The sequence below is a fragment of the Streptomyces sp. NPDC031466 genome (assembly GCF_055581265.1).
Genome location: NZ_JBVIJT010000001.1, coordinates 41963 through 61812, shown reverse-complemented (window position 1 = coordinate 61812; position 19850 = coordinate 41963). Strand labels below are relative to the sequence as shown.

At 70.1% G+C, this 19850-nt stretch carries 16 protein-coding genes; 8 read left to right on the top strand and 8 right to left on the bottom strand.

Going from position 1 to position 19850, the window contains the following annotated elements; genetic code table 11:
- The first annotated feature begins 344 nt into the window (after positions 1-344).
- The 3 genes from ACZ5GP_RS00260 (at position 345) to ACZ5GP_RS00250 (ending at position 2486) form a co-directional block, all read left to right on the top strand.
- Positions 345-1388 carry a hypothetical protein gene (locus tag ACZ5GP_RS00260; protein ID WP_468748592.1) on the top strand — a complete coding sequence of 348 codons (1044 nt, stop codon included), beginning with the start codon at positions 345-347 and terminating at the stop codon, positions 1386-1388.
- A gap of 137 nt (positions 1389-1525) precedes the next feature.
- Complete coding sequence (locus ACZ5GP_RS00255) at positions 1526-2029, top strand: DinB family protein (RefSeq protein ID WP_468748591.1); 504 nt, start codon at positions 1526-1528, stop codon at positions 2027-2029.
- Positions 2030-2189: 160 nt separating this feature from the next.
- Complete coding sequence (locus ACZ5GP_RS00250) at positions 2190-2486, top strand: hypothetical protein (RefSeq protein ID WP_468748590.1); 297 nt, start codon at positions 2190-2192, stop codon at positions 2484-2486.
- Here ACZ5GP_RS00250 and ACZ5GP_RS00245 read toward each other — a convergent pair.
- Entirely contained in the window at positions 2449-2730 is a 282-nt protein-coding gene (locus ACZ5GP_RS00245) for a hypothetical protein (protein ID WP_468748589.1), read from the bottom strand. The two genes, ACZ5GP_RS00250 and ACZ5GP_RS00245, sit on opposite strands and share 38 nt — an antisense overlap.
- A 218-nt stretch (positions 2731-2948) precedes the next feature.
- Between ACZ5GP_RS00245 and ACZ5GP_RS00240 the strand changes: the two genes are divergently transcribed.
- Positions 2949-3800: a TIGR04222 domain-containing membrane protein gene (locus tag ACZ5GP_RS00240; protein ID WP_468748588.1), complete on the top strand. Its 852-nt coding sequence runs from the start codon at positions 2949-2951 to the stop codon at positions 3798-3800.
- A 150-nt stretch (positions 3801-3950) separates the two neighbouring features.
- Here the strand turns inward: ACZ5GP_RS00240 and ACZ5GP_RS00235 are convergent, their stop codons facing one another.
- Positions 3951-5750: an acyl-CoA dehydrogenase family protein gene (locus ACZ5GP_RS00235; RefSeq protein ID WP_468748587.1), complete on the bottom strand. Its 1800-nt coding sequence runs from the start codon at positions 5748-5750 to the stop codon at positions 3951-3953.
- Positions 5751-5902: 152 nt separating this feature from the next.
- Positions 5903-8806, bottom strand: coding sequence for a glycoside hydrolase family 48 protein (locus ACZ5GP_RS00230; RefSeq protein ID WP_468748586.1), 2904 nt, complete (start codon positions 8804-8806; stop codon positions 5903-5905).
- Between the two features lie 277 nt (positions 8807-9083).
- Between ACZ5GP_RS00230 and ACZ5GP_RS00225 the strand changes: the two genes are divergently transcribed.
- Together ACZ5GP_RS00225 and ACZ5GP_RS00220 are read left to right on the top strand one after the other, a co-directional pair.
- Positions 9084-10547: a cellulose binding domain-containing protein gene (locus tag ACZ5GP_RS00225; RefSeq protein WP_468748585.1), complete on the top strand. Its 1464-nt coding sequence runs from the start codon at positions 9084-9086 to the stop codon at positions 10545-10547.
- Positions 10548-10597: 50 nt separating this feature from the next.
- A complete protein-coding gene (locus ACZ5GP_RS00220) occupies positions 10598-12313 on the top strand; it encodes a glycoside hydrolase family 6 protein (RefSeq protein WP_468748584.1) in 1716 nt (571 codons plus the stop codon).
- 438 nt (positions 12314-12751) lie between these two features.
- On the opposite strand, the gene ACZ5GP_RS00215 is transcribed toward ACZ5GP_RS00220, so the two are convergent.
- The 3 genes from ACZ5GP_RS00215 to ACZ5GP_RS00205 form a co-directional block, all read right to left on the bottom strand.
- On the bottom strand, positions 12752-13315 hold the full coding sequence (locus ACZ5GP_RS00215; RefSeq protein ID WP_468748583.1) for a TetR/AcrR family transcriptional regulator: 564 nt from the start codon (positions 13313-13315) through the stop codon (positions 12752-12754).
- A gap of 143 nt (positions 13316-13458) precedes the next feature.
- Positions 13459-14850: an amidase gene (locus ACZ5GP_RS00210; RefSeq protein WP_468748582.1), complete on the bottom strand. Its 1392-nt coding sequence runs from the start codon at positions 14848-14850 to the stop codon at positions 13459-13461.
- Positions 14837-15046, bottom strand: coding sequence for a hypothetical protein (locus ACZ5GP_RS00205; RefSeq protein WP_468748581.1), 210 nt, complete (start codon positions 15044-15046; stop codon positions 14837-14839). Before ACZ5GP_RS00205 ends, ACZ5GP_RS00210 begins: the two co-directional genes overlap by 14 nt.
- A 133-nt stretch (positions 15047-15179) precedes the next feature.
- Here ACZ5GP_RS00205 and ACZ5GP_RS00200 point away from each other — a divergent pair, with 133 nt between their 5' ends.
- Both ACZ5GP_RS00200 and ACZ5GP_RS00195 read left to right on the top strand, forming a co-directional pair.
- Positions 15180-16442: an MFS transporter gene (locus tag ACZ5GP_RS00200; protein ID WP_468748580.1), complete on the top strand. Its 1263-nt coding sequence runs from the start codon at positions 15180-15182 to the stop codon at positions 16440-16442.
- Positions 16443-16474: 32 nt separating this feature from the next.
- Positions 16475-17389 (top strand): MBL fold metallo-hydrolase, encoded by a 915-nt coding sequence (locus ACZ5GP_RS00195; RefSeq protein ID WP_468748579.1) that lies wholly within the window; start codon positions 16475-16477, stop codon positions 17387-17389.
- Between the two features lie 419 nt (positions 17390-17808).
- Here ACZ5GP_RS00195 and ACZ5GP_RS00190 read toward each other — a convergent pair whose 3' ends face one another.
- Positions 17809-18177, bottom strand: coding sequence for an STAS domain-containing protein (locus ACZ5GP_RS00190; RefSeq protein WP_468748578.1), 369 nt, complete (start codon positions 18175-18177; stop codon positions 17809-17811).
- Complete coding sequence (locus ACZ5GP_RS00185; RefSeq protein WP_468748577.1) at positions 18174-19592, bottom strand: PP2C family protein-serine/threonine phosphatase; 1419 nt, start codon at positions 19590-19592, stop codon at positions 18174-18176. The genes ACZ5GP_RS00190 and ACZ5GP_RS00185 overlap by 4 nt, the downstream gene beginning before the upstream one ends.
- Positions 19593-19850: the final 258 nt, after the last annotated feature.

Genomic DNA, 19850 nt, shown 5'->3' with positions numbered 1-19850 from the left:
TCTGGAGCGGTGGCGGCCCGGGTTCTTGTTCGGGAGAGTCGTCCCCTTGGACAGGCCACCTCGAACGTGTCCTCGGTGAGCTGAAGGTCCTCGGCCGATCGGATTTTCGTGCGTGATGATGGTGATGGGGTTCCTGCTGGAGCCGGGTCCCGACTCCCGGATCCTGATGCACTGCGGCGGGCCAGTGGGCTCCACGCCCGGTGCCAAGACGGTGGCGGCATCCCCCACAGAAATCAGGCAACGCCCGGCGGGGGAGAAGTGTCCACCCTCGGGCGCTGCCCCGGCCGGTCCGGCTCAGGGCCCGATAAGCTCGGTCGCCGTACTGCACGGACACGGGGGATGGCATGAGCCAGGCGCTTTATGAGGAACAGTCGTGGAATCCGCTGGCGCGGACCGTTGTGCTGACGGAGGAAACCCTACGTCGAGGCGGCAACGTCACGCCGCTGGGCGAGCTGAACCTGCCGGCCATGGCGGAGGCGTTCCAGCGCGGCCACTGGCTCGGTGGCGGCGGCTCGGAACGTCCGCTGGACCAGTTGGCCGCCGGCGGCGGCCTCGTACCGGTCACCCGCGTCACCGGTACGGCCGTGCCCGTGAAAGTACGCCGGGCGGCCGAGTTCGCGCGGCAAATCGGATCGTTGGCGGTACAGCACTGCGGCGGGCCCGAGCGGGTGCGTGCCCTGGCGGAGCAGGCGCGGGCGGAGGACGTACCGCTGTGGATGGCCCGACGGTACGCGCATGGGCCCGCCGGCCAGGTGAGCGTGGCGGTGGACCGCCGACTGGTGCGCGTGGACGTGTGGGGGCCGGGTGTTCCTCGCGTTCGGATACGGGCGCCGCGCGGTTTGCTGAGCAGTACCGCCGACCAGGCGCAAGGGCTGCGGATGAACGTCGGGGACACATCGGCCGTGCTCGTCCTGCGGAAGAAGCTGCGCAAGACCAAGAGCTATGCGCGGGCGCGGCTGCCCCAGGGGGTCTGGGAGCTGCGACGGGCGGACTCCAAGAGTTCCTGGCTGCTGCGCGACGAGCGACGGGTCGCTCTGATACGGCAACCACCGCGCCGCCCCGACCTCGAACCCGGCACGGTGCTGCTGCCCCTGGCCGCCGTGCACTACGAGAGCACGGACCCCCTCGACACCGTCCTGGCCCAGGCCTTCGCGGTCACCTTCGGCCTCGGCGACAACACGGGCACGGCCCGCTTCCGGCTCCGACGCCCGCACACCAATTCCGGCGAGCCGGTCGCCACCGACGACGCCTGGGACCGTCCCTGGTTCAGCAACCTGGGCAGTGGTGGCGACGACAACGAACCGGGCGGCGGGGACGGCTGGGGTTCCGACGGTGGCGACGGGGGAGACGGCGGGGACGGGGGCGGTGATGGAGGCGGGGGAGACTAGGGCCTGTCCGGCGGCTCGAACCGGGCGGCCCGTCGTCGCTGTGGCTCCCCGCTGGAGAAGGCGCTGGGTGGCGAGCAGGTGGAGTCCGTCGATAAACGCCTCGACAGCGGGCGCGGTGATCGGGGACGCTCTGCGCGATGACCACAATCAACGACACGCCGCCCGCATGGGACGAGCGTACCCAGCTCACCACGTTCCTCGACTACGCACGGGACACCGCCCGCGCCAAGTGCGCCGGGGTCTCCGCGGAGAACGCCCGTAAGGCGCTCCTGCCGGGCTCACCGCTGATGACCATGAGCGGAGTGATCAACCATCTCCGCTGGGTCGAGTACTACTGGTTCCAGGTGGTCTTCCTCGGCGAGGAAGACCGGGCTCCCATGACGGACGAGGACCCCGACCGCGAGATGCGTATCGCCGTCGACTTCCCCCTCACGCAGTTGCTCGACGAGTACGCGGAACAGAGCGCCCGCTACCGCGAACTGGTCGCGGGGAACGACCTGGACAAGCGGGCCGAGGGAACCATCCGCAACGGCCTCCACGTCGACCTGCGCTGGATCCTCCTCCACCTCACCGAGGAGACGGCCCGCCACAACGGCCACCTGGACATTCTGCGCGAGATACTCGACGGCACGACCGGCTAACAGGGGGCGGAGCCGAAGCCGGATCGAGGCGACCGTGACTGTGCCGTGGACGTCGTCCCGGGCGAAGGGCCGACGGGCGCTGACCGCGCTGCCCCAGGCTCGGCCCGGGCGGGCCCGCCGACGTCGGCCGGTTGTCGGTGGCGGCTGGGAGGCTGATCGGATGAACGGAGACGAGCAGCTGCTGAACGGCCGCGTCTACGGCGCGGAGCACGACGACCCCTATCCCGGCCCGCTCCCGCACCGGACCTACGCCGTACTGGTCGGCGGTCCGCTGGACGGCCTGCTGTTGGACATCCACGGCTGGCGGACCGAGGATGTCGACGCCGGTGTCGCCCTGACCACCGAGCTCTCCCGGTGGCCCGGCGGCCGCGCCCTGTACGACCCGCGCCCCGGCGAGCCCCGCCACCCGGGGCCAGGCGTCAGTTGCCGCTTCCACTACTCCGGCGACACACCATGACGCCCGCCGACACCGCGGCCTGCGGTCTGCCCTCGGTCAGCCTGCGCCGGATCAGCTGCCGCACCGTGATCTCGTCGGCCCGCGTCACCAGATCCTTCGCCACCACCCCCGGCAGCAGGTCACCGAGCTTGTCATCCACCCCCGAGTCGCCCTTCTCGACAAGTCTCAGTGCCACGGTCGCCACCATCAGCATGGCGACACCGGCGGCCGGCACGGCCTTGTCCAGCCCCGGACGAACCTTCACACGTAACACGGCACCGAAACCGGGGAGCTCCACGCCCTCGGCAGGGACCTCTGTGATCCGTGCCTCCATGGCAACAGGAGAGAGCCGCGGCGACGTAGGCGTTCGCCGTGTGCAAGAGGGCGCTGGCCATCTGGTGGCCAGCAGGGCGGTCTGCCGGTCCGCTCCTCTTGGCGGGGTGTGTTCGAGCGGGGGAGAATGCGGGACCGGGGGTGGATGGCATGTGGGTGGGCTGTGCGCTTTGTGCCTGGTGCCTCGTGGGATGGGCAGTCCTTGGCGTCGTATGCGCTCGCAGGCGGCTGCGGCTACTGCCGGTGGCGGCGTCCCCGGGGCCGGTGGAGCTGCCTCTCTACGAGCTCGCGTTCTTGTGCGGTGGGCGTCGACGGGTGGCACAGGCCGCGATCGCGGTTCTGTGGCGGGCTGGTCTGATCGGCGTCGCGAACGACCGGATCGTCCTGACCGGGACCGCCACCACTGCCACGGAGGTGTACGACTCTGTCGAAAAGGCCGCCCTCGCAGCTTGCCGACGGGGCCGGTCGGTGCGGCCGAGGAGGGTGGAGAAGCGGACGAAGAGGAGTGTGGCCGTCCGCAGGATCGGCGACGGCCTCGCCCGGAAAGGACTGATCGCTCACCCCGCACGGCGTGCCCGAGTCGAGAGCTGGCTCGGCACCCTCATCCTCCTGGCCGCGGGGGCGGCCTTCTTCTCCATGGCCGCACTGGTGGTCTGGGATACGAGCCACAACGACCAGGCGGGCCTGGCCTCGGCCGTCGCGGCCGGCGCCGTGCTCCCCGCTCTGCTCACCCTGGCCCGGGTCGGCGCGCAACCGCTGCCCACCGGACCGACAGACGAGGGACGACGGGTCCTCTCCGAGCAAGCAACTCCGGCCGGACGGACTTCTGATCACGAAGGTCCGCAGACACTGCCCTCCCTCCGCGATGCGGCAGCTCTGCGCGCAGTGGCCACCGACGGCCTGTCCAGCCCCGGCATGCCGCTCGACCTCGCACGGGTCCTTCGCCGAGCCGAACCCTCGACCTGGCGACCGGACGACCCAGCCGGACTGGGCGGCCTCTAGACCGCTGAACCGGACACCCTGTAGGTCTCGGGCCAGGACGGCTGGTCCCAACGATCAGGCCGACTCCTGCGTCCGGGCAGAGCCGTGGTTCCTTGCCGGGGGCGACTCTGCCCGGTGTGGGCCGGTCCGGTGGTGGTCCAGGGGCTGTGGTCAGGGGGTTGTCAGCATGGGCAGGGTGGCGAGGTGTTCTTCGGGGACGGAGAAGGCTTCTGTGAGGGCCGGCAGGCAGGGAGCGAGCCGGGCGGTGAGGGCGTGCCGGGCCCGGGGCAGTGCGCGGACTTGTTCGGCGCTGAGGGCTCCTTCGGCCAGGAGGAGTCCACTGTGCGATTGCACCTGGTTGAGCAGGAACAGGACGTACAGATCGTTCAGAGCCGCCCGGGCGTGGGGGTCGGTCGTGCGGGTGAGGGCTGCGGCGAAGGCGTCGGCGGCCTGGCCGACGGTGTAGGCGTCGGCCAGGTCCAGGGCGGCGGCGGAGGCGTTGTTCCAGCGCGCGAGCGCGTCGCCGGACTCACCGCGTCGCAGATCGTGCCGGGCGCTGGTGTGCCAGTAGCGCTCGGCGGTGGTGATGCCCCGGCGCAGGAACTCGGGGTCCTCGAGGCTCTCGTGACCGGTTGCCTTCGGGGGCCGGGGAGCGAGGGTGTGCCCGAAGATCATCTCGGCTGCGGCCTTGCACCAGATCGCGAGGTTGTCTCCCTCCGCGGTGATCGCTCCGTCCGCGTTGGCGGGGTACTCCGCCAGCCCGTTCACCGGGAACAGGGCGCGGGCGCCGCAACGCTCCCGGCTCTCGATCATGATCTCCCGGGCCTGCCAGGTGATCCACCCCTTGGCCAGGGCCACGAGCCGCTCGCTGTCGGCCTGTTCCCCGGGCGCGTGGGTGATCCAGCGTTCGGTGACCGTGCGGTGGAGGAAGGTCATCGCGTAGGCGGTGGCCACTCGCTCCAGCAGGCGTGAGTGGTGACTGCGGTGCGCGGCCAGCGGGACACGCCGGCCCGCCACCGGGCCGGAGATGTGACGGTTGTGCGCGTAGCGGACAGCGATCGCCAGTGCCGCCCGGCTCCCGCCGACCGCGCTGGCGCTCATGCACAGCTTTCCGACCGTCACCCGGGCGATCGCGTGCAGGAACCGCTTGCGCGCACTGCCCACGGTGCTGGTGAAGCTGCCGTCCGGCAGCAGCCGTCCGTGCTCGCCCTGGAGAAGCGCGGTGCGCGGCAGGCGCACCTGGTCGAAGCTGGTGGTGCAGTGGTCCACCGGACTGCCGACGCGTTCGGGCAGTACGGTCACGGTGATACCCGGCAGTGTTCCATGATCGTCGCTCAGCGGGACGAGGAACAGGAAGACGCCTCGATCCTGGCCGTCGGTCAACAGCCGGGCCGCCACCACCGCGCTCTTGGGTCCCCCGGCCCCGCTGGTGTTGGGCATGTACTTCTGCGCCCCCTCGTTCGGGGTGTGCAGCACGAACTCCTCGCGCCGACGGTCGTAGCGGGCCCAGGTTTCCAGTGCGGCCGCGTCGTTGCCATGGGCGCGCTCGGTGCACAGGAATGTGCCGGTGCGGGCCAGGCCGGTGAAGGCGCTGAGGTCACGCGGCGGTGAAAGGCGGTCATCGAGCAGGCTTCCGAGGAAGAGGTTGTAGTGGATGCCGGCCACCGTCGCCGTCGCACCGTCCACCACCGCGGTCCACTCGTGCAGAGCGGCCAGTGCCCGCGGATCCTGCACCAGGGCTTCAGGGCGGAGCAGTTCGTCGTTCAGCGCCCGCAGCCGGTCGTAGGAGAGCTGCCATCGCGCTTCGGTGTCGGCGTCGGCGCGGTGACGGAACAGGTCGGCCGAGATGGCCTTGCGCCATATCTCGTGGACGTCGACGCCCCCGGTGCCCTCGGCAAGGAGAACCTCGGTGAGTCGTGCACTGTCGAGGTCCGGGTGGGAGCCGGCTGCAGAACAAGTGTGAGTCGTCATGTCCGGACCAACGACCCGGGCCGGTGAACGGACACCACTTCGGACACAAAAACTGATCAAAAATGAGCGCAGAGAGCGACCGGGGCCGGGCAGACCCCCGGGAGGGGGCCCACCCGGCGCCCGGTGTGCACGGAGTTGCCGTCGGCGGGGCGTTACTCGAGCAGCTCCGCGTACGAACCCATGGCGAGCGCGATGTCCGCCTGGGCCCAGAACCGGTGGTACGTGAACGTCGGCGCCGCCCCGCCGGCCAGGTAGGCCTCGACCTTGGACCAGTTGGGGTCGTCCTTGTAGAAGGAGCGCAGCGAGGAGAAGGTCGACGAAGAGTCGATCTTGTCGCCGTTGGGCATCGTGCCCGTCCAGCCGCTCGGCACGTAGACCGGGTCGTCGAACCGGCTGTAGTCGGCCCGGGTCTCGGGCACGGCGATGCCAAGCGCGTCCTGGTTGTGCTCCCACATGCCGTCGAGCAGCGCCTTTGCGGTCGTCTTCGCCCGCGTGTCACCGGACTTGGCGGCGTAGTACGTCAGGGTTTTCGCGTACGCCGCCGCGACACCGACGTCGTCGGTGTAGTCGGCGACAGTGACATGCAGTTCCCTGTTGGCGCCGGGACTTGAGGCGTTCCAGGTGTCGGGCTTGCCCGACCACTGGAGCGTGGCGGGGATCCGGAACGTGCCGTCGGGGTTGACGGTCGTCTTGGACAGGGCCCAGTCGACCCACTTGTCCAGGACCGCCTTGGCGTCGGCGTCGCCCGACTCCTTGTAGTACTCGGCGACCCGCTCCATCGACCACGCCTGGAAGCCGAACCACTGGTTCGACGGTGGGTCGTGGTAGACCGGCGCCTCGTCGTAGTACATGCCGTAGAACGTCGGCGTGCCCGACGGCGGGGTGCTGTAGCTGCCGCCCCAGCTGTTCGTCGCGCCACCCGCGATGGCGCCCTCGTCCGACTGCAGCCAGCGGTAGAACTCGAGCTGCCGGTCCAGCGACTTGGCCCAGTCCGCCTGCCCCGTCGCCGACTTGGGCTTCAGGTCGGCGGTGGAGGACAGCGCGTACGCGGCGAGTGGGTTCTGGTAGCCGCCGTGCGTGTGGCTCGACCCGATGCGCCAGGACCAGCCCGCCGAGGTGTCCGTCGCGCCGCCCCAGGCGTAGTACCAGGACATCAGGTAGTGCGAGGCGTCCTTGCCGGTGCCGGCCGGGCAAGTCGTGGGCCCGACACAGTTTCCGACCTTCTTGAAGTACTTGTCGTACATCGAGTACCGCAGGTAGTCGCCCATCTTGGCGGCCTTGCCGACGGTCGCCGAGATGTCGGAGCCCTTGCCCTGCTGCTTGGCCCACACGTTGGCCCAGTAGGCGGCCTGCACCGCGCGGGCGTCGGCGTCCGGGGCGTTGGTGAACTTCCACTGCCTGGCGTAGGACGCGTCACCGGTGAACAGGTCCAAGTACCCGTTCTTGCCGCCGTACTTGAAGGCGTCACAGGTCGGCTGCGGCACCGTCTCCCACACCGACTCCTGCGCGCCGCGCTGGAAGGTGTTGATGTAGGACGGGCCGGTGGCGCTCGGGCCCGCCTCGCACTTACCGGGTTCGTTGCCGTAGCCGTAGACGTTGTCGACGTCCTGCAGCCAGTGCATGCCGTAGATGTCGTCCGTGCCGTAGGCGCTCTTCAGCTCTGCCGCGATCGGGTCGCTGCCGACGGAGACCGACGGGTCCAGCTTCGCCGGGTACTGGGACGGCAGGTCGTGCTCCGGCGCGTACGTCGCGGGCTTCGAGGCGTTGTAGGAGGAGTTCGTCGGCTGGTCCGCGTGGGTGGGGATCATGTACTTCTCCATGAGGCCCCACGCCCCGTTGAACTTCGACCAGTCGCCGCTGACCTTGCCGTACATCGCCTGGAGCCACAGGAGGTAGCTGTAGGCCTCCGACGTCGTCTCGTGGCCGTGGTCCGGGGCCTCGACGATCAGCGTCTCGACCGAGTGGTAGGGGATGCCCTCCGGTGAGAAGTAGCCGTTCGCCGGGTTGGTGATCTTCCCGTAGAGATCGAGGAAGCGGGCATCGTACGTCTTGGACGCGGCGAGCTGCGTGACGGTGACCGTGGCCTTGGTGTGGCCCGGGGCCGTCACGCCGAAGGTGGCCGCGCCCGTGCCGGAGGCGTCGGCCGCGACGGTCACTTTTTGCGCCGTGTTCCAGTTCGACGGCGTGAAGGTCAGGCTCGCGCCCGAGGAGACGGACAGACCGGAGTTGCCACCCGTGCGGGCCGTCGTGACCGTGACGTCGGCTGTCGGCTGCGTCGACAGCTTGACACCGAAGGAGCCCGACTTGCCCTGCTGGACGCCGAGTTGTGAAGGAGTGGCGACCAGGGCGGGGCCGGCCGCGACGGTGATGCCGACCGGTGTCGATTCGCCGGCGGCGCCCTGACTGTCGTACGCCTTCGCGTACAAGGAGTGCGTTCCGGCCGTCAGGTTGTCCGTTCTGAGCTCGTACGGTGCGGTGGTGTCCGTGCCGAGCAGGGTCGTGTCGTCGTAGAACTCGACTTTGTCGACGCTTGCTCCGTCGGCCGCCGCGGCAGTGGCGGCGAGCGGGACGGCGTCGCCGACCGAGTAGACGGCGCCGGCCTTCGGGCTGGTGAGCACCGTGATCGGCGGCTGATGGGCGCCTGCGCACGTAACGCCGTTGACCGCGAAATCGGTGGGCACCGCATTCGCGCCGCTGTAGGTGAATTGCGCGCCTGTCGTGGCAGCGGCGCCGGGCGCGATCTTCGCGTTGTACGAAAGGCTTTTCGCGGTGATCGCTTTACCGGACTGCGACCAGGTCGCATTCCAGCCGTTGGTCAGTTTCTGGTTGCCGCTGTGGGTGTAGGTGAGGGTCCAGCCGTCGATCGCCGTGGTGCCGCGATTGGTGATCGTCAGATCGGCGGTGAAGCCGGAGCCCCAGTCGTTGGTCTTGTAGTCGACGCTGCAGCCAACTGCCGCCGCGTCGGCGGTGGCGGGAAGAGCGGCGAGGGTGGCGAGCGGTAGTGCCAGGGTGGCCGCGACGGCGGTCCACAGCCGCCGGGCCCGTCTTTGTGGCATGCCCTGGTTCCTCCTTGGGATCCGGAGAGCGAGGGGTGGCATGGTGATGCGGGGATACAACCTGTGAACCAGTGGGAGCGCTCCCAAGGATGGGGACGCGGGAAATAGGGGTCAAGAGGCTTGAAGAGTCGAATTGATTCGACAGCGGGAATTCCTGACTTCCCTGTTGCTGAACAACAGTTCGTTCTCTACAGTCCACCAGCAACCAGTGGGAGCGGTTCCATCAGTCGACGCGCCGGCCATGTGCCGGTCGCGCCCGAGCTGCGAGGAGTCGCTCATGCGCCACCCCCCGCGTCACGCGTTACACGCAATCTTGCTCGCGTGCGTCGTCTCGACGGCCACGCTCGTCCCCATGGTCGACGCCGCGTCCGCGGCCGCCCCCGCATGCTCGGTGGAGTACTCCGTCACCGGCCAGTGGGACAGCGGCTTCCAGGCCGCTGTGAAGGTCACCAACAACGGTGCGGCCAAGGACGGTTGGAGCCTCTCCTTCGCCTTCGCCGACGGGCAGAAGGTCACCCAGGGCTGGGCCGCGAAGTGGTCCCAGTCCCAGGCGACCGTGACCGCCACCAACGAGTCCTGGAACGGTGCGCTTCCCTCCGGCGCCAGCGTCTCGGTCGGGTTCATAGGGTCGCGGTCGGGCGCCAACACCGCCCCGACAGTCTTCAAGCTGAACGGCACGACCTGCAACATCGACGTCACCGACCCGACCGATCCGGGCGGTGAGGGGGAGGCCCCGGCCCTGAAGGTCTCCGGGAACAAACTCGTCGACACCTCCGGGGCCGCCCGCCGGATCCTCGGCGTGAACCGCTCCGGTGCCGAGTTCATGTGCGTACAGGGCCACGGAATCTTCGACGGTCCGGTCGACGACGCATCCGTCGCGGCCATCGCCGACTGGAAGGCCAACGCCGTCCGGATCCCGCTCAACGAGGAGTGCTGGCTCGGCCTCGACAACATCAAACCCGAATACGGGGGCGTCAACTACCGCTCCGCCATCAAGGAGTTGGTCGCCAAGGTCAAGGCCCACGGCATGACGCCCATCCTGGAGATGCACTGGTCCTACGGCCAGTACACCGGGAACTCGGCCGGCTGCGCCGACGTCCACGCCACCTGCCAGAAGCCGATGCCGGACGCCCGATACGCTCCCGACTTCTGGGCGTCGGTCGCGAGTACCTACAAGGACGATCCGACGGTCGTCTTCGATCTCTTCAACGAACCCTATCCGGACCGCGCCACCTCCAACACAGCCCAGGCGTGGGCCTGTTGGAAGGACGGCGGCACCTGCCCCGGCATCGACTACGAAGTCGCCGGCATGCAGGACCTCGTCGACTCCGTCCGCGCCACGGGCGCCAAGAACGTGATCCTCGCGGGCGGCCTCGCCTACTCCAACGACCTCGGCCAATGGCTCGCCCACCGGCCATCCGACCCGGCCGGCAATCTCGCCGCGGCCTGGCACGTCTACAACTTCAACACCTGCTCCACCGAGAGCTGCTGGGACTCCACGCTGGGACCCGTCGCCGACCAAGTACCTCTGGTGGCGGGGGAGATCGGCGAGAACACCTGCTCCCACGGGTTCATCGACCGCGTCATGAAGTGGTTCGACGACCGCGAGCAGTCCTACCTCGGCTGGACGTGGAACACCTGGGACTGTTCCTCCGGCCCGTCCCTGATCAGCTCCTACGACGGCACACCGACAGCGTTCGGGACCGGCCTGCGCGATCACCTGCGCACCGTGAACGGATGACCACCTCACACCGCACGACTCTCCTCATCTCTGAAGGGACACCGCACACCATGAGCCGCATCACATCGAGAGCCGGCACCGCCGCGCTCACCGTACTCGCCCTCACCGGCGCCGCCGGCGCGGGCACCGCCGTCGCGCAGCCCGACGCCGTGGCAGCGGCGCCGGCCTGCAGCGTCGACTACAAGGTGCAGAACCAGTGGGACAGCGGCTTCACCACCGCCGTCACCGTCACCAACAACGGCGCCGCGGTCAACGGCTGGAACCTCACCTGGTCCTACGCGGGCAACCAGAAGGTCACCAACGGCTGGAACGCCGACATCAGCCAGGCCGGGGCCGCCGTCACCGCCAAGAACGCCTCCTACAACGGCTCCCTGTCCACCGGCGCCTCCGCCTCCTTCGGCTTCAACGCCTCCTACAGCGGCAGCAACGCCCTGCCCACCACCTTCAAGCTGAACGGCGTCACCTGCAACACGGACACCGATCCCACGGATCCCACCGATCCCCCCGGACCCGGGGGCCGCGTCGACAATCCGTACGCCGGAGCGAAGGTGTACGTGAACCCGGAGTGGGCCGCGCACGCCAAGGCCGAACCCGGCGGCGCCCGCATCGCGAACCAGCCCACCGGTGTCTGGCTCGACCGCATCGCGGCCATCAACGGTGTCGGCGGCGGCATGGGCCTGCGCGACCACCTCGACGCGGCGCTCGCCCAGAAGGGCAGCGGCGAAGAAGTCGTCCAGCTCGTCGTCTACAACCTGCCCGGCCGCGACTGCTCCGCCCTGTCCTCCAACGGCGAACTGGGCCCCACAGAGATCGACAAGTACAAGACGGACTTCATCGACCCCATCGTCGCGATCCTCGCCGACCCCAAGTACAAGGATCTGCGCATCGTCACCTCGATCGAGATCGACTCGCTGCCCAACCTGGTCACCAACGTCTCCGGCCGACCCACGGCCACGCCCAACTGCGACGTGATGAAGACCAACGGCAACTACCAGAAGGGCGTCGGCTACGCCCTCGACAAGCTCGGTGACATCGGCAACGTCTACAACTACATCGACGCGGGCCACCACGGCTGGCTCGGCTGGGACGACAACTTCGGCCCCTCCGCCGAGCTGTTCAAGGCGACCGCCTCCGCCAACGGCGCGAAGCTGTCCGACGTCCACGGCTTCATCGTGAACACGGCCAACTACAGCGCACTCAAGGAGGACCACTTCGCCATCGGTGACACGGTCGCGGGCAAGTCGGTGCGTGAGTCCAAGTGGGTCGACTGGAACCGCTACACCGATGAGCTGTCGTACGCCCAGGCCATGCGCACCAAGCTGGTGTCGCTCGGCTTCGACCAGAACCTCGGCATGCTGATCGACACGTCCCGCAACGGCTGGGGCGGCACGGCCCGACCCACTGGCCCCGGGGCCACCACGAGCGTCGACACGTACGTGGACGGCGGGCGCTACGACCGCCGCATCCACCTCGGCAACTGGTGCAACCAGTCCGGCGCCGGCCTCGGCGAACGGCCGCAGGCCAACCCGGCCACCGGCATCGACGCCTACGTGTGGATGAAGCCCCCGGGCGAGTCCGACGGTTCGAGCAAGGCCATCGACAACGACGAGGGCAAGGGTTTCGACCGCATGTGCGACCCCACGTACACCGGTAACCCGCGCAACAACCATCACATGTCCGGGGCGCTGCCCAACGCACCGGTGGCCGGCCACTGGTTCTCCGCCCAGTTCCAGGAGCTCATGAAGAACGCCTACCCCGCGCTGTAGGCACACTGGAATCCGCCGGAGCCTGGGAGAGTACGGCCCCAGGCTCCGGCGGACGGTCGTGAGCCCCTGCTTCGAGCATCCTGCCGGCGAACACCGAGGACAGCGAGCCCTCGACGCACAGTCGGCCTCCTCCGCCGACCGGATCAGCCCTGGGCCGTCGGCGGCTGGGTGGCCATGTTCCGCGACCGCGGCACCGCCGCCCAGCACCACGGCTGCCACGTCATCGACGGCACCCGGAGCACAGGCGGCGCGCCCGTGATCGAGGCTTTCTGGCAATGCGTTACCGGCTGGTGACTCGCCTCGGCGTGCTGGGGAAGTGCACCGGGTACGCCCTTGGGATCATCCGCCGGAGGACTGGGGCGCGGCGAGGTCCTGCCGGCCTCCGAGGCCCGGGCATCGCAGGCGCTGCCAGCGGGGCATGCCGGTGCGTTCACCTGGTCATGGGCCGGTCTGGCCGAGGACCTCCGCGACGAGTCGGCGCGCGTACGCGGCGTCGAGTCCGTCCGGGCGGAAGAGGATGCGGTACATCATGGGCGCGACGACACGGTCGATGACCGTCTCGACCTCGGGCGTCTTCTCCCCGCGTCCGGTGGCGCGGGCGAGGACGAGGTCGATCTGCTCGGCGGCGTAGGCCGAGCACCGGCCGGCGTTACTGCCGTCCGGGTCGCCGAGCAGGGCGTCGCGGATGTAGGCCCGGCCGGTGGGGGAGGCCATCTCGTCGAGGAACTGCTCGGCCCAGGCCGTCAGGTCGGACGACAGGGCACCGTGGTCGTTGGGTGCGGTGTCGGGCCGCAGACGCTCGACCGCCACGTCCGACAGCAGCTCCTGCAGATCCCCCCAGCGGCGGTAGATCGTCGACGGTGTCACGCCCGCACGCTGGGCGATCAGCGGTACGGTCAGGGCGTCCCGGCCCGCTTCCGACGCGAGTTCGCGTACGGCGGCGTGGACCGATGCCTGGACCCGGGCGCTGCGCCCGCCGGGGCGCACCATCTGCCTGCTCATGAGACCCACCTTAAAGCAAAGTCATTGCGTCTAGCGAGCCGCTACCTCCGTGCGACGGTCTTCTTCTTGCGGCACCTGGCCGTTCGGGGCCGAACGGCGCTTTCGGGCCCGGCCGGATGGTGAGGCCGGGCCCGAGCGCTGGTTCACGCTGCGCGGGCGAGCTCGCGGGCGGGCTGGGTCTGCTCGTAGGCCCGGCCGACTCGCAGGAGCGCGCTCTCTCCGAGCGGTCGCCCGAGCAGCTGCATGCCGATCGGCATGCCTGCCGCATCGTGGCCGACGGGGACGGACAGGGACGGCACCCCGGTGATGTTGGCAGGGGACGAGAGGCGTACGTAGGCGTCGGAGACGCCCTCGACGGTGCCGTCGGCCCAGGTGATCGTCTCCTGGCCGGCCTTGACCGCGGTCGCCGGGACGGTGGGGGCGACGATCAGGTCGACCTCCTGCAGCATGCGTGCCCATTCCTGCCGCATGAGGGTGCGGGCGCGCTGGGCCCGCAGGTAGTCCCCGGCGGGCATCAGTTCGCCGGCCTCGAGGAGGATGCGGACGTCGTTCTGGTAGAGCTCGGGGGCGGTGCGCAGGGTGCTCTCGTGGTAGCCGGTCGCCTCGGGCACCATCAGGCCCCACTGCGTGGCCTGGATGTAGCGGGTCATGGGGATCTCGACCTCGACGAGGCGCGCGCCGAGGGCCCGAAGCTGGGTGATCGCGCGCCGGACGGCGGCCTCCACCTCCGCATCGACGTGATCGAAGTAGTAGTTGCGCGGCACGCCCACGCGCAGCCCCGTCAGGTCCGTGCCCGCGCCCGGCCGGTAGTCCACGGCGGGGGTGGTGAGGGACGCGGGGTCGCGCGGGTCGTGTCCGGCCAGGGCGGCCAGGACCAGGGCCGCGTCCTCGACGGTGCGGGTGATCGGGCCGACGTGGTCCAGTGACCAGGACAGGGACGTGACGCCGTGGCGGGGGACGAGGCCGTACGTCGGCTTGAGGCCCACGACCCCGTTCAGCGCGGCGGGCACCCGGATCGATCCGCCGGTGTCGGTGCCCAGGGTGAAGGTCGCGGTGCCCGCGGCGACGGCGACGGAGGATCCGCCGCTGGAGCCGCCGGCGACCCGGCCGGTGTCCCAGGCGTTGCTGGTCTGCGGGGTGGTCAGCCCGTAGGCGAACTCGTGGGTGTGGGTCTTGCCGAGCAGGATGGCTCCGGCCGCCGACAGGCGTGCGGCGACGGCGCTGTCGGCCTGGGCGCGGTGGTCGGCCCGGACGCGGGAGCTGGCCGACGTCGCCACGCCGGCGACGTCGATCAGGTCCTTGAGGCCCATCGGGATGCCGTGCAGCGGACCGCGGTAGCGGCCGGCCGCAATGTCGTTCTCGGCTTCGCGCGCGGCCCAGCGGGTGTGTTCCGCGGTGACGGTGACGTACGCCTGAAGGTGCGGCTCCACCTGTTCGATGCGCTCCAGGACGGAGTCGGCCAGCTCGACGGGGGACAGCTGCCGGGCCCGGATCGCGTCGGCGGCTGCGGCCAGGGGCAGTTCATACGGCTGCATCGTGGTTCTCCTGGTCAGCGCGGTAGGCGGGGGCGGGCGGGGTGTCCCCGAAGTCCAGCTCCCGCAGGACCGCGACGACGGAGTGGATGTGGTTGGCGGTGGCTGCGACCGCGGCGTGGCGGTCGGCAGGCAGCGGGAGCCCGACGTGGGCGGCCCAGCGGGCCGCTTCCGACGGCGTGAGTTCAGCGGAGGACATGGGCGTTCTCTCCTCAGGACTGGAGGGGGCGGGGCAACCCCCGAGGCCAAAAGCTAAGCGTTTGCGTTAGTCGACGATAGAGCCCTACGGTGACTTAAAGCAAACTCATTGCGTTTAGAGCCCGAGGAGTCCCATGCCCACCGTCACACCCCGCGCACCTGCGCAATCCAGCCACCCGGGAGCCCGCATCCAGAGCGCCCACCACGCGGTGTCCTTCGTCCTGGACGCCTCGATCCTGGCCGCCCTCCTCGCGGCATCCAGTGCGCCGACGCCCCTCTACCCCCACTACCAGGACGCCTGGGACCTGTCCGCACTCGCCATCACCGTGGTCTTCAGCGCCTACTCCCTGACGCTGCTGCTGGCCCTGCTCACCACCGGAGCGCTCTCCGACCACCTCGGGCGGCGCCCCGTCCTGGTGGGCGCCCTGCTGCTGGAGGCCGCCGCCATGCTGATGCTGGCCACGGCGGACGGCGCCGGAGCGCTGATCACCGCCCGGATCCTGCAGGGAGCGGCCACCGGCGCGGCCACCAGCGCCGCGGGAGCGGCCCTCCTCGACCTTCACGACCCCCTGCGTCCGGGCCGGTCCGCCCTGACCAACAGCATCGCGCCCGTGGCGGGCATGGCCGCCGGCGTCCTCGCCTCCACCCTCCTCGTCCGCTTCGCCCCCGCGCCCACGGTCACCGTGTACGTCCTGCTGGCGGTCCTCTTCACCGCTCAGGCGATCGCGGTCACGTTCACCGCGGAGACGGCCCGCCCGCACACCGGCGCCCTGCGGTCGCTGCGCCCTCACCTCGCCGTGCCGCCGTCGGCGCGCAGCGCCCTGCTGGCGGTCGGCACCGCTGTCGTCGCCATCTGGGCGCTGGGCGGCTTCTACTCGTCCCTCGGACCGGCGCTCGTGCACCTCGTGGCCTCAGGTGCCTCACAGGCGGCCGGCGGCATGGTCTTCTTCGTGCTCACCACCGCGGCCACGCTCACCGTGTGGACACTGCGGCGCACGGCGCCGCGCGCCGCCGCCACCGGCGGAAGCCTGGCCGTCATCCCGTCCGCGGCCCTGAGCCTGCTCGGTCTGCACGGCTCCGGCCTGCCCGCCGTCTACGGCGGCGCGGCCCTGGCCGGAGTCGCCTTCGGCGCCGTCTCCCAAGGGGCGCTGCGCATGACGCTCGCCTCCATCGGCGAGCAGGACCGCGCCGCGACCCTGGCCGCCTACTACGTCCTCAGCTACCTGTCCATGAGCCTGCCCGCCATCGCCGCGGGCGCCGCCATCCAGCACTACGGGCTGCGCACCACCGCACTTGCCTACGCCATCGCCGCCGCCCTGCTCGCCGTCGCGGCCCTGGCAGCACTCGCCATGTCGAGACGCAGGGCAGCCCGCAGCGCACACAACGACCTTCCGTGACGAGATAACGAGAGCAAGGAAAACGACCGATCATGAGCACCGCACCGGCCACCGACCTGACCGCCATCCCCTCCTGGACCGTGGGCGACGTCACCGTCCACCGCATCGACGAGATCCTGCTGCCGCCGGCCACCGGACCGTGGCTGCTGCCCGACGCCACCCCGGACGTCGTCGCCGGGCAGGACTGGCTGCGCCCGGACTTCGCCGACGACGAGGGCATCCTGCACCTCGACAGCCACAGCTTCGCGTTCACCGTCGGCGGCCTGCGCATTCTGGTGGACACCGGCATCGGCAACGGCAAGGAGCGGGCCAACCCCGCCTGGCACGAGCTGAACACCGACTACCTTCAGCGCCTCAGCGCCGCCGGGTTCCGCCCGGACTCCGTCGACCTGGTGATCCTCACCCACCTGCACGCGGACCACGTCGGCTGGAACACCCACGAGGTGAACGGCCAGTGGGTTCCCACCTTCCCCGACGCTCGCTACCTCACCTCCCGCGTCGAGCGGGAGTTTTGGGTCGGGTACGACATGGAGGAGGCGCGCAAGCAGATGTTCCGCGACTCCGTGATCCCGGTGGAGGAGGCCGGGCTGCTCGACCTCGTCGACGTCCCCGCCGACGGTATCGAAGTCGTCCCGGGCCTGCGCCTGATCCCCACCCCCGGGCACACCCCCGGCCACGTCGCCGTCGAGTTGACCAGCCGCGGAGAGACGGCTCTGATCACCGGCGACTGCATCCACCACCCCGTCCAGCTCGCCCACCCCGCCATCGGGGCCTGCGTCGACATCGAGCCCGAGCAGTCCGAGGCCTCGCGCCGCATGCTGCTCGGCTCGCTCGCCGGCACGGACACCCTCGTCCTGGGCACCCACTTCGCGCCGCCCACCGCCGGCCGCGTCGTCACCCATGAGGGCGCCTACCGACTCGCACCCGTCCCCGCCGACTCGCACTGACCCGGTGGCGGCCCAGCCCATGTCCGGCCGGTACTCCGCACGGCCGGACACGGCCCGACATCAGCGCCGAGCGCTTCGCGGAGATTCTCGCCGGGAAGGCGGTAGGCACCGTAAACGGCGCTTCGGATCCGTCTTCGAGGTCCGCGCGAGGCAGTAAAGGAGACGATGACGAGCACCCACCTTGGGGCCCGGCAGCGGCCCCGCTCGGGCCGATCACATCGGAAGGCCGGCCCGTGGCGGGCACGTCCAAAGGGGGCTCCCTGGGTGCCCACTTCGAAGGCCCCGTCGCCCGGTCGCGAGTCACGGGGGAGCAGGGCTGATGGCGGGGAAAAGGAAGATCCTCCAGCGGATCGGCGCTCCGCACCTGACGTTCTGGCCGGTGTGCGAGGCGGTGCGGGCGGCAACGGTCAACTTGCAAGTCAGGCGGTGGTGCGGTTGTCCTGACGTGCGGAGAGCGCGGCTTCGGTGCTGGGGTGGGCCGGCAGGACGGTGTCCATGCCGGTGACGTTGAGCAGGCGGCTCAATCGGTCGGGGATGGCTGCCAGAGTGAGGGAGCCGTCGGCGTCTTTGGCGCAGCGCCAGATGCCGATGAGGGCGCCTAGGCCGGAGGAGTCGCAGAAGGTGACGCCTGCCAGGTCGGCAATCAGGTGGGGGTGTCCGTCGGCGATGAGTGCGAGGGCGCGGGTCCGTACGGCGGGCGCGGCGGCGATGTCGAATTCGCCTGACAGCGCGATCACGGCCAGGGCGCCGTCGATGTGCGGAACATCAATGTGGAAGGTAGCGGTCATGGGCGTCGGGTCTCCTGTCCGACAAAGACGTCGGCGATCGGGGCGGCGGCGCTGTGAGCGGTGGTGGTGATGCCCGCGGGGGCGGTACCCGCGGTGGGTACGGAGAGGGCCAGCAGGGCGACGTCGTCGCGTTCGGTGTCGGGGAGGGTGTCCAGGAGAGCGACGGTGTCCTCGATGAGGGTGCCGGCGCTGACCGGCGCCGGCCGCTGGGCCAGGAAGTCGGTCAGGCCCGTGTCGGAGAGCATGAGGCCATCTGCGGTGCGGGCCTCGGTCAGCCCGTCGGTGTACAGCAGCAGCCCCTCGCCGGGTGCCAGGTAGAGGGTGCGTGAGGCGAAGGCGGCTTCGGCGAACGCACCGACCAGCATGCCGCCCTTGGCGCGGACCGCCTCCACCTGTACGCCGCCGCTCTCGGTGGGGCTGAGATGGTAGGCGGGCGGGTGGCCACCGGTGGCCAGCGTGACCGTGAAACCCCCGTCCTGGGCAGGATCGAGCAGACCGAAGACGGCGGTGCAAAAGCGGGTGCCGACCGCCGCGTCCAGCAGCAGCGCGGTGTTCAGGGCTTTGAGTGCGGCTGTGGGGTCCGCGTCGACGAGAGCTGCGGCCCGCAGCGTGTAGCGGGTCAGCGAGGTGACGGAGGCGGCTTCGGCGCCTTTGCCACAGACGTCCCCCAGGAAGAACGCCCAACGGCCGCCACCGACGGGAAAGACGTCGTAGAAGTCACCGCCCACTTCCTGGGGGGAGGCGGTCTTGTAGTGGCAGGCCAGCTCCAGTCCCGGCACCGCGGGCAGGGCAGGAGGCACCAAGGTGCGCTGCAGAGTGGAGGCGAAAGTGGCAATGGCCTCCTTGTCCCGCTCCGCACGCCGACGGGCCTGTGCCTCCGCCTGGCGTCTGTCTTCCTCTGCTTTGCGGCGCTCCTGCTCGGCGCGCACCACGTGCAGTGCCGACAGCCGCAGCTCCAGCTGGTCGCGCACCATCGCGGCCAGGTCCGCCAGCGTGGCCGTGTCCCCCTCGGACAGCTCGCGGGGGCTGGTGTCCAGGACGTTGACCGTGCCCAGCCGGTACCCGTCGGCCGTGATGATCGGAGCGGCGGCGTAGAACCGTACCCCCATCGGGCCGGCCACCAGGGGATTGGAGCGGGCGAGGGGATCGAGCAGCGTGTCGGGGATGACGGTGGTGTCATCGGTGAGCACGGCCGACGCACACAGGCCCGGGTCGCGGCCGATCTCGGTGACGCCTTCCAAGCCGTGTGTGGCCTTGAACCAGATCCGGTCCTCGTCCACGATCGTCACCGTCGCCACCGGCACCTCGAACAACCGTGCGGCCAGTGCCGCGACCCGGTCGTAGGCGCCGTCTGGCGGGGTGTCAAGAATGTCGTAACGGCGCACCGCCGCCATCCGCGCCGTCTCGGCCGACACGGCCAGAGGAGCATTCGGTGATATGGCAGGCGGACTCGCTTGTTCCGGCATGTTCCTCGTCTCGTCATCCCCCCCGGGAGGCGCCGACCAGACAGTCAGCACCCCGGAACCCTATCGAACCCCCCGAGCCACCTGGCCCAGCGACGACCTCGGTGGGATGTGGCGGGCCAGGAATATCCAGAAGACAGACATGCCCGCTCGGAGATCGGAAACCCGCAGAGACAGCCCTTCGGAGCCCCGAGAGCGAGATGGAGTGCC